Genomic DNA, 13586 nt, shown 5'->3' with positions numbered 1-13586 from the left:
TTGTGAATCTAGCTGTGCGCCAGCAGGGCCGCCACGACCGCCTGGGCGGCATGCCCATCGCCGTACGGCTCCGCGTCAGTAGCCGCTGGATGAGGGCGCGAGGCCGCTTCGGTTAGTGCTTTCCCCGGTTCGACGAGGATGTTCCAGCCCAACTCAACCGTTTCCACCCACTCGGTCTCGGGACGAACCGTTGTGCATGGGACTCGAAGCAGGAACGCTTCCTTTTGCAGGCCGCCCGAGTCAGTAATGACGCCGCGGGAATGCAGGACAGCGGAAACCAGTTCCGGGTAGGACACGGAGGCATGCGCCTGGAGGTTGCCTTGGTTCAAGGAGATCCCGAAGTCTTCTGCCTTGGCAAGAAGCCGCGGGTGAGCCAAGACAACAACCGGATGATCGACGCGGCCCAGCGACTCAATGATCTCGCTCAGACGCTCTGGATCATCCGTGTTCTCAGCGCGGTGGATCGTGGCTACCGAGTAGGACCCATCCGCCAGACCAAGACTGTCCTTGAAAGGTGACGGTGCACCCGCCACCATGTCGCGGGTCTCGTAGAGGACGTCAGTCATTACGTCACCGGTGATCACCACGCCCTCGGTAATACCCTCATTCGCAAGGTGTTGCGCACCAACGGTGGTGGGGGTGAAGAGCATGTCGGAGGCGTGGTCCGTGAGGACACGGTTGTGCTCTTCAGGCATACGACGGTTGAAAGAGCGTAGGCCCGCTTCAAGGTGAGCGAGGGGTATGTGCATTTTTGCGGCGCAGATGGCGGCCGCCAGAGTTGAGTTGGTATCGCCATAAACCAGTACCAAATCAGGCTGGTGCTTGGCGTAAACACCGTCGAGGGCACCCATCATCGCCCCGGTCTGCTTACCGTGTGAGCCTGAACCAATCCCAAGATGCTCCGCGGGTGCAGAAATGCCGAGGTCCCGGAAGAAGACGTCGGAAAGCATCGGGTCGTAGTGCTGCCCGGTGTGCACGATGACGTGCTCGATTCCGGCTCGGCGCAAGGCCTTGTCGATTGGCGCCAACTTGACGAACTGGGGCCGGGCCCCCACAACAGATAAAACGCGCATGTGGTTAGTCTAACCAGGTGGTCAAAGCATGCTCAGTTAGACTTACTTCGGAGATTTTTGTCAACTGGTAGCAGCCCTTGGAGGGAAACGTGCGAATCGCTGTGGTGGCACTCGGAAAAATCGGACTTCCCCTGGCGGTGCAGTTTGCCGACGCGGGTCACGAAGTGGTTGGCGTCGACGTCAGTCAGGCGACGGTCGACCTCGTCAATCAGGGCCAGGAGCCCTTCCCAGGCGAGGCTCACCTGCAGGACAAGCTCACCGAACTGGTCCCCGCGGGTCGACTGCGCGCAACCACCGATTATGCCGAGGCGATTCCTGACGCCGATGCCGTTGTGCTGGTGGTTCCACTCTTCGTCAACGACGAGACCTGGGAGCCTGACTTCGCGTGGATGGATGCGGCGACCGAGTCGCTTGCGGCTCACCTCACCCCAGGCACCCTGGTCTCCTACGAGACCACCCTGCCGGTCGGGACGACCCGCAACCGCTGGAAGCCAATGCTGGAACGAATTTCTGGTCTAACCGAGGGCGAAGACTTCGATCTCGTCTTTTCTCCAGAGCGGGTCCTTACCGGACGGGTCTTCGCGGACCTTCGCAAGTACCCCAAGCTGGTTGGCGGACTCAGCGACGCCGGGACCGCGAAGGGAATCGACTTCTACGAGCAGGTTCTTACCTTTGATGAGCGCCCCGACCTGAATCGACCCAACGGAGTGTGGGATATGGGTTCGGCCGAAGCTGCCGAAATGGCGAAGTTGGCAGAGACCACCTACCGTGACGTCAACATTGGCCTTGCCAACCAGTTTGCTGTGTATGCGGATAAGGAAGGCATCGACGTCAACCGCGTGATTGATGCCTGCAACTCGCAGCCTTACAGTCATATTCACCGGCCTGGTATTGCGGTGGGCGGTCACTGCATTCCGGTTTACCCGCGTCTGTACCTCTCGACTGACCCCGAGGCTTCAATTGTGCGCACCGCACGCCAGTTCAACGCCGCCATGCCGGACTACGTGGTGGGTCAGGTCAAGAATCTGCTTGGCTCACTTAAGGGCGTCAAGGTGGCCGTGCTGGGTGCTTCTTACCGTGGTGGTGTGAAGGAGACGGCTTTCAGCGGCATCTTCGAAACCGTGCGTTCGCTACGTAGCGAGGGCGCACTGGTTTCGGTTGAGGATCCGATGTACGAGGATGCGGAACTGGAAGCGTTCGGCTGGAAGCCGTATCACCTGGGAGAAAAAGTCGACGCCGTCATCATTCAGGCCGACCACAAGTCTTACGCGGATCTTTCTCCCGCGGATTTCCCCGGTATCAAGCTGCTCTTCGATGGGCGTCGCGTCACGAAGGCGGAGAACTGGGCAGGAACGCCGAGGCTGGTGATAGGAGAGTGACCCTGACTCGAAATTACGGCGCTTCCTTGCAGGTCTTATTTGGTCTGGGACGAGCCTAGACCGGACGAATGATCCAAGAATGAGCTGGTGGATATTCGCGGGCCTGGTCGTCTTACAGACACTTGTATTAACGGCTCCAGGATATTTGGTCGCGCGTACTACTTTGTTGTCGCGCGGATGGGCAGTTCTGGCATCTCCTGCGCTTGGTCTTGGAGTTTTGGGCCTAACTTCAACCGGGCTGGGTCTCCTGGGAGTTCAGTGGGGCTGGGCTAGCTACTTGGCGATGCTTACGGTCTTGGTGATTGCTTGGTGCGTAGCATCGCGGCGTAGAGGTCGCACCACAAGGGACGTGGTCCAGTCTGGCATTAGCAATCAGGCCTTGATGTTTGGGTTAGTCGGAGTTGCAGTCACGGTGATAGCAGGCTCATTTGCGTTTGGTCACTCGCTGGTTACCCCTGACGCACTGCCGATGACTGGCGACTCCACTTTCCATCTCTACGGGACCAATGTCGTCGCGGAGAGTGGCAATGCAAACCCAATTAACGCGCTGGCGTTCATGTACGATAAGTCGCCCGGGACGACGGCGTATTACCCGCTGCTATGGCATGCGTTCACAGCTCTAATAGCCCCACTGGCTGGGGTCGTCGTCGCCACCAATGTGACCGTATTCGTAGTTGCGTTTGTCGTCTGGCCACTATCTCTGGCGCTACTTTCAATCGTTCTCTTTCCGAAGGCTCCGGCGGCGCCCTTATTCTCCAGCCTGTTTGCGGTGGGGTGCGTGATTTTTCCTGCCGCTGTTCTTATAGGGTTCGCCATCTACCCGTTCAGTCTTGGGATTGCCGTTTTCCCCGCTGTCATCGGAGTGGGGCTCCTAGCCCTAGCCTCCAGGGATGCGAAGCTATGGATTCTCCTACTGATTGGCGTCTCAGGAACGTTGTTTGCGCAACCTTCCGTTGCGCTACTGCTCATCGTGCCGATTTCCGCAGTGCTGTTCGTTGGGGCCTCCTACGCTTCAGTCCGAGCATGGCGCCGTGCGCATAGATGGCGCGTCATAAGTGCATGGCTGGCGGGGGGCGGCGTTCTAACCCTGTTGATCGTGGTGCTGCTGAACTCGTCATATGTGCAGGCCCTGGGTAGGTTTAGTCGTCCATCGTTTACTTACACAGAGGCTCTCAAAACGTTGGTAAATGGAGAGTTCATTCTTACAACTTCGCGTTACGAATGGCTCCTAGTGCTCGTCCTCACAGCTTGTGGTGTGTGGCTCGTTCACCGCACCTTCAATGGAAAGGTCGTAGTACTTTCCGGTGTCTTCTTTGTTCTGCTTTACATTGCCTCTGCCGGGCCTGACAACTGGGTTCGTATTCTGACTGGGCCTTGGTACAAGGACTACCAAAGGCTTTCGGTGCCGGTCCTGATAGTGGTCATGATTCTTGCCGGTGGCGCAGTCGCGGAGGGGATCGGGTGGATCGCCAGGCGCAGCGCAGTCGATGACCGCATTGTCTTCGGTTTTGCCGGAGTGATCCTTCTGGTCTCTGTTCTCGCCCTTAATGCCTGGATGGGCAATGTGATTCCACGAATGAAGGCCGCATACATGTCGATGGCGTACTCGCCCTCGGCTGCTCGGATCGAGCAATCGCCAGAGGACGTTGAGGAACTTCGTAAGTTAGAGGGCGAGGTCCCATCCGATGCCCTCGTCCTTTCATTGCCCACCTCAACCATGGACTACTTGTTCTTGGAGGAAGGGATCAACCCCTACTTCAGAATCTCGCCACCGGTCACGGCGGATCAACGATATCTTGCAGGACACTTCAGCAACTTCAGAGCTGATCCGCGAGTCTGCGAAATCATCAGAGAGTCTGATGCTTACTACTATCTTGATTACGGAACGAAAGCGCGCGAGATACCTGTGCAAAGTGACTTTTCAGGGTTTGCGGATGTTGACATCCAAGAAGGTTTCACTCTCATCTCACAGACGAACAACTGGAAACTTCTTAGGATCACGGCTTGTGACTAGTAATGTAAGGTGTCACGGGCTGTCAGCACGAGGCCTGAAAAGATTGGAGAGTTTCGTTTGAGTACTCTAAGTGGGAGCCCGCTTCTGCGACAGTGGAACTTGATCCACAACTTTGGGCAGCGTGACCTGAAGACGAAGTTCAAAGGGTCTGCCCTGGGTTGGCTTTGGTCACTGGCGGTACCGCTTGCGACTCTCGGTATTTACTCGGTCGTCTTCTCCATCATTTTTCGTGCGCAGCCACCGGAGATGGGAAATGGTTCACAGGGCGTCTTTGTCATTTGGCTCTTCTGCGGCCTGACGGCCTGGACCTTCTTCTCATCAACAATCAACGCTGGCATGAGCGGGCTACTGGGGACCGGTGCGCTTCTCCAAAAGGTGTACTTTCCTGCGTATGCCCCAGTACTCGGTGCGGCCTTGGCCTCCGGAGTTCAGTGGGGAATCGAGGTGGGGATTCTCGCTGTTGTCCTCTTAATCTTGTTGAACGTGGGCTGGAGCTGGCTGCTAATTCCCTTGTGGGCCATAATTTTCATAATCTTCACAAGTTCACTTGCAGTCACGGTCTCCATCCTCAATATTTACTTCCGAGATCTGGCTCATCTAGTAGCCATTGCACTCCAACTGCTGTTCTATATGACTCCGATCATCTATCCGATGTCGATTGTGCCTACGGATTGGCGGGGAAGCATCAATCTGCAGGCAATCTTAGAGATCAACCCTCTAACACAGTTCGTTGAGCTGTTCCGCTCATTGATCTACGGACTTGATGTCGGAAGTTGGACGCAGTGGGTGTCCATACTTATTTGGTCTGCAGCATCCTTGATGCTTGCCCGCTGGGTGACCAATGCGAAGGGTCGAGATCTGGGGGAGCACGTATGAGCCACGGTGGAATTGTTGTCGACTCTGTCACCAAAGAGTTCAGGATGCACCGCGAGACTAGAGATAGCCTCAAGGAACGATTCGTCCGAGGAAAGGCCAAGGGCCTCAATACTTTTAGAGCTCTCGATGATGTGTCATTCTCAGTTCCAAAAGGGTCAACTTTTGGACTCATCGGTCATAACGGTTCCGGCAAGTCAACGATGCTCAAACTTTTGGCCGGTGTGTATCGACCGACTTCGGGAGAAATTCGTGTCGACGGGCGAGTCTCAGCACTGTTGGAGTTGGGCGCCGGCTTCCATGGCGAGCTGACCGGCCGTGAGAACATTCGTTTGAACGGCGCAATTTTGGGCTTCAGTAAACGCGAAATTGAGCGGTCCATGGACCAGATCATTGAGTTTGCGGACATCGGTGACTTTATCGACGTGCCGGTCAAGGTCTACAGCTCCGGCATGTACGTGCGCCTTGGGTTTGCTGTTGCTGTGACCATGGATCCGGAAATCCTCATTGTCGATGAGATCATCGCTGTAGGTGATGAGGAATTCCAACGTAAGTGTTTTGACTATCTGTTCAAGCTAAGAAGGCGCGGCGTGACGATCGCGTTGGTCACGCACTCAATGGGGCTTGCGCGAGAACTTTGTGATGATGCGATCTGGCTGGAGCACGGGCACAAGCGTGCGCTTGGACCCGTCGATGGAGTCGTCAGCCAGTACATTGCAGAGGTCAACCGCGATGAGGCAGCAAACAGGGGAGAAATCGCTGCCGAAGAAGAAGACATCGCTTCAGCCAGCCGTCGAGGGAGCGGGGAAGCGCGCATCCGTGACATCAAGATCTTGGATGCCAACGGTGAGGCAGTTCCATTTGTCTCGCCGGGCCAAGATGTGATGATGGAGTTCGCGATTGACTCTTCTGAATCAATTTCAGATGCCGTTGTTGGTATGGGCATAGTCACCGAGAACGGTCTCTTCATTTCGGGATCAAACTCAGCAGAGATTAAGCGACTCTACGACATCCCTAGAGGGCACTCAACACTTCGGTTTGAGCTGCCTTCGATGCCACTGCAACCAGGCACATACTTCGTTGCGGCATCAATAGGCAAGAAGGGGCATACCTTTGATTACTCCGAGGACGCAGGACAGTTGGTCGTCCGGACCTCGGCAGGACAAGTCGAACCCGGTTACTTCCGTTTACAAGGCGACTGGGGGCCATTGTATGAAGGTGCTACTAGGTAGGTTCAAGCGCAAATGAGTGAAGACAAAGACCATGTCCCATCAAATGGAGGCAAAGCGCTCGAGCTTGAGCTCGCTGAGGCACTCGACGAAAATCGCAGACTCCGGGCGTTAATTCGTGAGTTCAAGGCGGAGTCAAACCTGGCACTCAGGGAGGCAGATCACGCTCTTGCCGTCCGAGATCAAGCGGCAGTAAGCGCACAAGAGGCATGGATTCAGCTCGGCTTGATCCGTGGTTCGCAGTCGTGGAAACTAACGGCCCCGCTCCGGGTCAGCAAACAGTTCTTGCGATTCTGAGTCGTGGGATAACGGTTATGTTTAGACGCCTTCAGTTGGCCCTGCATTCGTTAGTAGTTCCGCCTGTTGTCAGTGGGCTCGGAGCCTATCTTCAGTTGGAAAGTGGAACTCTTTCCTCGCTCGACAACGCCAGACGAGTCGCCGTGATCGCTTCATGGGACGCCGGTAATGTCATGTCGTTATCCTTGTCTCGGTACGTTGAGAGCCTCGCCAAGGCTGGTTACACAAGCTTGGTTGTGTTCACGGGAAAGACACAACTCCCACTAGTTTGGCCTCACGGCCTCGCCGAGTCAGCAGTGGTCGTAAGACGACGGAACATTGGGTACGACTTCGGGTCTTGGGCTGCAGCACTTAATGCAGTCCCAGCCATCAGAAGCGCGGACCATGTCTTGCTAACGAATGATTCGATGGTCGGTCCGTTCGAGTCGGTGGAGCCGATCCTAAGGCGCATTGAATCAAGCGCGGCTTCCGTCACTACGTTGACTGATTCGTTCCAGATTGGGCACTCACTGCAGTCATACTTCATGCACTTCAAGGATGGCATTCTCGACGATCTAGCGTGGCGACACTTCTTCGACGGAGTTCGCTCGCAGAAGTCCAAGATGGATGTGGTGTACAAGTATGAGCGGGCAGTTGCGAGAGAGTGCGTAGCTGGAGCATATGGCTGGCAGGCACTGTATCCCGCGACCGCTCTGCAGGTTACGCATGAGAACTCGGCCATCGTAGCGTGGCAGGACCTGCTTGACCTAGGCTTTCCATTCGTTAAGCGCACCCTTTGGAATGAGCCCTCGTTGGCAGCGGAGGCTCAAAAGGCGGAGTTGTACTTGAAAGAAACGCGCGGAGTGAACGTGCAAGACTGGCTGCCACTGCCGGTAGCGGAAACGGTTCAGAAATGATTTCTCGACTTCAGCAAGCGGCTTCTCGACGCGCATTAACCGCATTTGGACGCGCGCAGTCATTGCTAAGTACCGTAATACTCGAAGGGAGTCGCCCAGGTCGCCCCGCCCATCCCGCCTCACTGAAGGCATGGTCAAGGCGTAAAGCTGGACGCCCTGCCGATGGGTTCCCCGCCGAATGGAGGCTGATAGAGGACTTGCCTGTCCCCGAACCTTCTCGCGTGGCTGTGGTCATTCATGTCTACTACCTGGAACGCCTCGCTGAAATACAGGACAGGCTCTCTTCGATTCCAGTTCCATTTGACCTATTTGTCACCAACTCATCAGGACAGCAACTTGATGAAGCAAAGTTTCACGTCGGCGAAGCACGGAACGTAGCCGTTCTCGAGGTCGAAAACCGTGGTCGAGACATCTTCCCACTGATTCAGCTTGTCAACGCCGGATTCCTTGATGCCTACCAGCTGGTCCTTAAGGTGCACACCAAAGAAAGTGCCTGGCGTGAGGGCCATCAGGATCTCGCGGGGTCCGGCGAGGAGTGGAAGTCGCAGTTCCTAGATCAAATGCTTGGTTCACGGGACGTCGTTGAGGGAATCTTGGCTTCCTTCGCGAACGATACCTCCATCGGAAGTGTTACCGCTGATGGAAATGTTCTGGGAGAGAAATTCTGGGGATCCGATGAGACTCTGACGAAGGAACTCGCCATGCGGTTGGAGTTTGAGCTGGAGGCGGCCTCCCTTGAGTTCTCCGCAGGATCAATGTACTGGATCCGCGGCTTTCTCCTACAGGGGTTGCGAGCCCTTCAACTGTCCGCAGTGGATTTTGAGGACGAAGCCGGACAGATTGATGGGACGACTGCGCACGCTATTGAGCGTCTACTCGGCGTGCTTACCGTTCAAGCAGGGCTGAGGCTGACGGAGAGCTCCCAGTTGGATGACGAACTGAAGGACGAGGCATGGCAGCGATGGCTACCCGATGCCGTTCAACATGCGAGCGCGCGTTTCGTGCCCTTTTACCTGCCCCAGTTCCACCCCTCGAAAGAGAACGACAGATGGTGGGGCGAAGGGTTCACCGAGTGGACTAACCTAACGAACTCTCAGCCCGTTTTCAGAGGACACGAGCAGCCTTTGCTCCCAGGACGATTTGGCTTCTACGACCTGCGCTTGGACGAAGTCCGCGAGGCTCAATACGAGCTCTCTTCGTGGGCTGGTGTTGAAGGTTTCATGTACTACTACTACTGGTTCGCGGGAAAGAGAATCCTCAATCTCCCGATTGAGAAGTTGGCTGCGCAAGAAGGCCTGAACCAGCCGTTCTGCATCATGTGGGCAAACGAGAACTGGACACGGGCGTGGGATGGGCGCGAGTCCAATGTCCTCATTGGACAGCGCTACGACGAAGTTCCTGCAACAGATTTTATTGATGACGTCATGGAGTTCCTGACGGACCCGCGCTACCTGAAGGTGGACGGTAAACCTGTCCTGGCGGTGTATCGCCCCGCTCAGATGGAAGACTTTAAGGATGTCGTTGCACACTGGAGGGAGCGTGCTGAAGAGGCCGGTCTGCCGGGCCTGTTCCTTCTTGCCGTAGAGGTAGCGGAGAGCTTTGGTGGTCTTAAGGGCTCCCCAGAAGAGTGGGGTCTCGACGGCAGTATGGGGTTCCCGCCACACGCCTTGCCCTGGAAAGCCGCACCTGCTCACAGAGTTTCTTTGGACCCTCGGTTTAGAGGAAACTTCGTCTCATACAAGGCAACCGCCGAGGCAGGAGCTAAACGAGCGCGTCAGTCGTCAGCCGATCACTATCCGGGCGTCATGGTGTCGTTCGACAATACAGCTCGCCGACAGTGGCGTCCTGACATTTGGTGGGGCTCGAACCCATACGTGTTCCACCGCTGGCTTCGCGAGGCCATGAAAGCAGTATCGGACCGCCATCCGCAGCACCGTTTAGTGTTCATCAATGCTTGGAATGAGTGGGCCGAGTCAGCAGTTCTTGAGCCCACCCAACGTTTCGGCATAACCTATTTGCTGGCGGTGCGAAACGTTGCATTCTCCTAGAGCATCGAAGGCAGGCGGAACCGTAGCTGAGCCGAAAACTGACTGGCGGCGAAGCGTTGGAGTTCGGTGGGCTCTGGGTGTAGTCGGCACCTTGGGACTCCTGTGGGGTTTCGTTGCTTGGGCAATGGTCTCACCGGTCGGAGGATCCCCCGACGATGACTACCACTTAGGGAGCACTTGGTGTCCCAACCCAACCGAGGGAGGGTCCTGCGCAGTAGAGACTGCCGGTGGCGAAGTAACCGCAGTGGTTGTCCCCGAAACTATTGCGAAGGGTATGAGATGCTATGTCTTCGATCAGACGATCTCAGCGGCTTGCGCGGACGGGTTCTCCGACGCCAATCTCGTTCCTTCCGAGCGGTTTGATGAGGGCGCCTATCCGCCTGGCTTCTACGCATTCCAACACCTATTTGTTGGCCCAGATGTTCATTCGTCCGTGGTGAACATGAGAATCGCCAATATAGCCCTTGGACTAGGCGGAGTTCTCCTAGTCGGATTCTTGGCTCCACCCCGACGGCGTAATAGCATCCTTGTTGCTTCGGCGGTTGCTTGGGTACCGATGGGGGTCTACTTCATAGCGTCGAATAACCCAAGTGGCTGGGCAATCAGCGGGCTGATGATCTTTGCTTCTGCAGTCCTGAGTGCCGCTGAGTCGCACGGATGGCGCCGATGGGTGCTGTTGGTGCTTGGGGTGCTAGGTGCTGGCATGGCGATGATGGCTCGAGCTGATTCGGCCTTCTTCGTTTTCGTAGTGGCACTTGCTATTTGGTTCCTGTTGCCCTTTGGCAGACGACTAAGGCCTGAACTCATTCTTTCTGCGGTTTTGGGCTTCTGTGGTATCGCGGTGCTTTTGTCCACGACTCAAACTGGAAACTTGACGAGCGACGGCGGATGGCCGACTCACCCAGACGATTCCATGATCCATATATTCACCAACAATCTGATGACGCTCCCAGAGTACATCGGAGCATTCTGGGGAGTGGAATGGGGACCCGGTTGGTTTGATGTTCCTTTGCGGTCCGCCTCAACCCTGACGATGATTGTGCTTTTCGGTGCGCTTCTGTTCATTGGCGCGAGAGAACTGAACTGGCGCAAGGGCTTGGCATCTCTCGTGCTTTTTGGTGCGTTGGTTGGGGTCCCTGTTGTCTCGATGACGATGCGTCAGGTTTTTCCCGTCTTCTATTACCAGGGACGCTACATGCTCCCCCTACTGGGTGTTTTCTTGCTGGTCTGGGTACAAACGGTTAAGCGCGGCAAGCCGATCCTTGACGCGCCGCTCCAGCAGGTTCTGTTCTGGCTCATCATCTCGGTCTCCAATGGATTTACCCTCAGAAACACTTTTCTCAGGTACGCTTCAGGGCTTTATAACGCCTACACTCCCATGGGAGATGCAGCTTGGTGGCCGTGGTCGATTCCAGCGAAACTGGTATGGGGTGGAGGGGCACTTGCCTTCGCAGTCGGGTCGGGTGCACTCCTTATCTTGACGTTGCTCCCACATGCGTCGCAGGAACGTCCTGCGGTGCTGAGTAAGGTTGGGACCAGCGGAACTCAGCTCGAACTATCGCAACTCAAAGGATTGGATAACCATGAAGGGAATCATTCTGGCAGGGGGGTCAGGCACACGCCTACACCCGTTGACTCTCGGAACCTCGAAGCAACTCATGCCGGTCTACGACAAGCCGATGATCTACTACCCACTGACGACCCTGATGTTGGCGGGAATCGACGAGATCATGGTGATCACAACCCCGCATGATGCCCCCGGATTTGAGCGTCTCCTTGGAGACGGCTCCCAGTTCGGAATTTCCATTACTTACGCGCAGCAGGAGGTCCCGAACGGGCTTGCACAGGCCTTTGTGATTGGTGCTGACTTCATCGGTGACGACAAGGTTGCTCTTGTACTTGGTGACAACCTCTTCTATGGTCCCGGCATGGGAACCCGACTCTCGAACCTCACGGACCTTGAGGGCGGCGCTGTCTTTGCCTACCGTGTCTCAAACCCCTCGGCCTACGGCGTCGTTGAGTTTGATGATGACAATCGGGCAGTTTCCCTAGAGGAGAAGCCTGAGCACCCGCGGTCCCACTATGCGGTTCCCGGTCTCTACTTCTACGACAACTCGGTCGTGCAGATCGCCAAAGAGTTGAAGCCCTCAGCGCGCGGAGAGTACGAGATCACGGACGTCAATAAGGAGTACTTGCAGCGCGGCGAGCTGACGGTACAGGTCCTACCACGTGGCACGGCCTGGCTGGACACCGGAACGTTCGACGACCTTTCAGATGCCGCGATCTTCATCCGCACCGTCCAGGATCGCCAGGGTATGAAGATTGGCTCGCCGGAAGAGGTCGGTTGGCGCAAGGGTTTCCTCAGCGACGAAGAGCTTCTCAAGGTCGCTGAACCCCTCATCAAGTCAGGCTACGGTCAGTACCTAGTCGACCTCGTTGAGCAGGAACAGGATTAGGAACCCCATCCCGAGATGAAAACTGAAGGTGGGCAAGCGAGCAACAAGAGTGGTTCGCATGGCAAGTACCCAAGATTGCTGGTGATCATTCCTGCTTGGAATGAGGCTGAAACCATCGGGGCAGTCCTTGATGAGCTTCGCACTGAAGTCCCAGAAGCTGACGTTCTTGTCGTCTCTGATGGTTCCACCGATCAGACAGTTGCAGTCGCCGAATCCCGAGGTGTCGCGGTACTTGAGTTACCGCTCAACCTTGGGGTCGGTGCTGCGATGAGAACAGGTTACCTTTACGCCCACCGCAATGATTATGACTGGGCCGTCCAACTGGATGCGGATGGCCAGCACGATCCGAAGGACATTCCTCTTCTGCTTCAAGAAGCCCAAGACGAAGACGCCGACCTAGTCATTGGAGCGCGTTTCGCTGGAAAAGGCGACTATGCCGCGAAGGGTCCACGTAAGTGGGCAATGAGCGTCATGTCCAAGGTGCTCTCACCGGTCGTCCGGACCAAACTGACCGACACCACTTCGGGCTTTAAGCTGAACTCCCGTAAGGCGATTGCTCTCTTCTCAAGGGACTACCCCGCCGAGTACCTCGGGGACACAGTTGGAGCACTGACTATTGGAGCACGGCAGGGCCTGCGGATCCGTCAGGTGCCCGTAGAGATGCGTCAGCGTGCCGGAGGAGATCCGTCGCACGGTGCATTGAAGTCAACCCGCTTCCTCCTGCGGGCCTGGTTCGCACTGGCTATTGCACTCACCGAGAGTCCCCATCGCGAAAAGGGAGGTCACCACAGTGAGTCCGACTAGCTACATCTTTGGGATAGTCTTCGCCCTAATTGTCTTTGCCGCGATCTTCTACAACCTGCGTTCAGGTCGCATGAAAGAGCGCTACGCAACGTGGTGGATCCTGATCGGCGTTATCGTCGTGATTATCTCGATCTTCCCCGGTGTCCTTAAGTTCCTCTCCGTTCACCTCGGGGTCGAGGTTCCACTCAATCTAGGCCTATTTGTGGGCGGGATCGTCCTCCTGCTGATGACTCTGCAGTTTAGTGTGGATCTTTCCAAGTCAGCAGATACTGAACGCAGGCTTGCTGAAGAGGTTGCACTTCTTTCACTGCGTGTTAAGCGGTTGGAAGGAAAACAGCAGTCGGCTGACATCCATCAGGACTCTGACTGAGAACTGCGGGCCGGAGACCAAACTGGGGTTTCCTATCAGTTAACTTCACCTGCAACATCTAACGAATCTTTAGGAGCCATATTGTTTAAGGATTACGACGATACCCTCTTGCTCAGGCGTATTCAGGAACTGCTAACGAAATGCTTG

General features: G+C 56.0%; 10 protein-coding genes and 1 pseudogene. 10 read left to right on the top strand and 1 reads right to left on the bottom strand.

Annotated elements, in window-relative coordinates; all coding sequences use genetic code 11:
• Positions 1 to 8: 8 nt before the first annotated feature.
• Positions 9 to 1073, bottom strand: a complete 1065-nt coding sequence (wecB, locus tag CS903_RS01660; RefSeq protein WP_099331799.1) for a non-hydrolyzing UDP-N-acetylglucosamine 2-epimerase — start codon at positions 1071 to 1073, stop codon at positions 9 to 11.
• An 89-nt stretch (positions 1074 to 1162) separates the two neighbouring features.
• On the opposite strand from wecB, the gene CS903_RS01655 reads away from it, so the two are divergent.
• The 10 genes and pseudogenes from CS903_RS01655 to CS903_RS01610 all read left to right on the top strand — a co-directional run bounded on the left by CS903_RS01655 (position 1163) and on the right by CS903_RS01610 (position 13439).
• Positions 1163 to 2452, top strand: coding sequence for a nucleotide sugar dehydrogenase (locus CS903_RS01655; RefSeq protein WP_099331798.1), 1290 nt, complete (start codon positions 1163 to 1165; stop codon positions 2450 to 2452).
• Positions 2453 to 2531: 79 nt separating this feature from the next.
• Positions 2532 to 4466, top strand: a complete 1935-nt coding sequence (locus CS903_RS01650; protein ID WP_306345666.1) for a DUF6541 family protein — start codon at positions 2532 to 2534, stop codon at positions 4464 to 4466.
• Positions 4467 to 4523: 57 nt separating this feature from the next.
• Positions 4524 to 5342 carry an ABC transporter permease gene (locus tag CS903_RS01645; RefSeq protein WP_242491694.1) on the top strand — a complete coding sequence of 273 codons (819 nt, stop codon included), beginning with the start codon at positions 4524 to 4526 and terminating at the stop codon, positions 5340 to 5342.
• Entirely contained in the window at positions 5339 to 6571 is a 1233-nt protein-coding gene (locus CS903_RS01640; RefSeq protein ID WP_099331795.1) for an ABC transporter ATP-binding protein, read from the top strand. The genes CS903_RS01645 and CS903_RS01640 overlap by 4 nt, the downstream gene beginning before the upstream one ends.
• Before the next feature lie 206 nt (positions 6572 to 6777).
• Positions 6778 to 7761, top strand: a complete 984-nt coding sequence (locus tag CS903_RS01635; protein WP_099331794.1) for a rhamnan synthesis F family protein — start codon at positions 6778 to 6780, stop codon at positions 7759 to 7761.
• Between the two features lie 221 nt (positions 7762 to 7982).
• On the top strand, positions 7983 to 9809 hold the full coding sequence (locus tag CS903_RS01630; RefSeq protein WP_242491692.1) for a glycoside hydrolase family 99-like domain-containing protein: 1827 nt from the start codon (positions 7983 to 7985) through the stop codon (positions 9807 to 9809).
• A pseudogene (locus tag CS903_RS09510) lies at positions 9796 to 11007 on the top strand (DUF2142 domain-containing protein); the annotation flags it as partial. The gene CS903_RS01630 and the pseudogene CS903_RS09510, both read left to right, overlap by 14 nt.
• 385 nt (positions 11008 to 11392) lie before the next feature.
• Positions 11393 to 12265 carry a glucose-1-phosphate thymidylyltransferase RfbA gene (rfbA, locus tag CS903_RS01620; protein ID WP_099331791.1) on the top strand — a complete coding sequence of 291 codons (873 nt, stop codon included), beginning with the start codon at positions 11393 to 11395 and terminating at the stop codon, positions 12263 to 12265.
• A gap of 15 nt (positions 12266 to 12280) precedes the next feature.
• Complete coding sequence (locus tag CS903_RS01615; RefSeq protein ID WP_099331790.1) at positions 12281 to 13069, top strand: glycosyltransferase family 2 protein; 789 nt, start codon at positions 12281 to 12283, stop codon at positions 13067 to 13069.
• Positions 13056 to 13439: a DUF2304 domain-containing protein gene (locus tag CS903_RS01610; RefSeq protein ID WP_099331789.1), complete on the top strand. Its 384-nt coding sequence runs from the start codon at positions 13056 to 13058 to the stop codon at positions 13437 to 13439. The genes CS903_RS01615 and CS903_RS01610 overlap by 14 nt, the downstream gene beginning before the upstream one ends.
• Positions 13440 to 13586 lie beyond the last annotated feature (147 nt).

This window comes from Actinomyces minihominis (assembly GCF_900187855.1).
GTDB classification, from domain to species: Bacteria; Actinomycetota; Actinomycetes; order Actinomycetales; family Actinomycetaceae; genus Scrofimicrobium; species Scrofimicrobium minihominis.
Note: the sequence above shows the minus strand (reverse complement) of the source record. Positions and strands in the feature narration are given on the sequence as shown.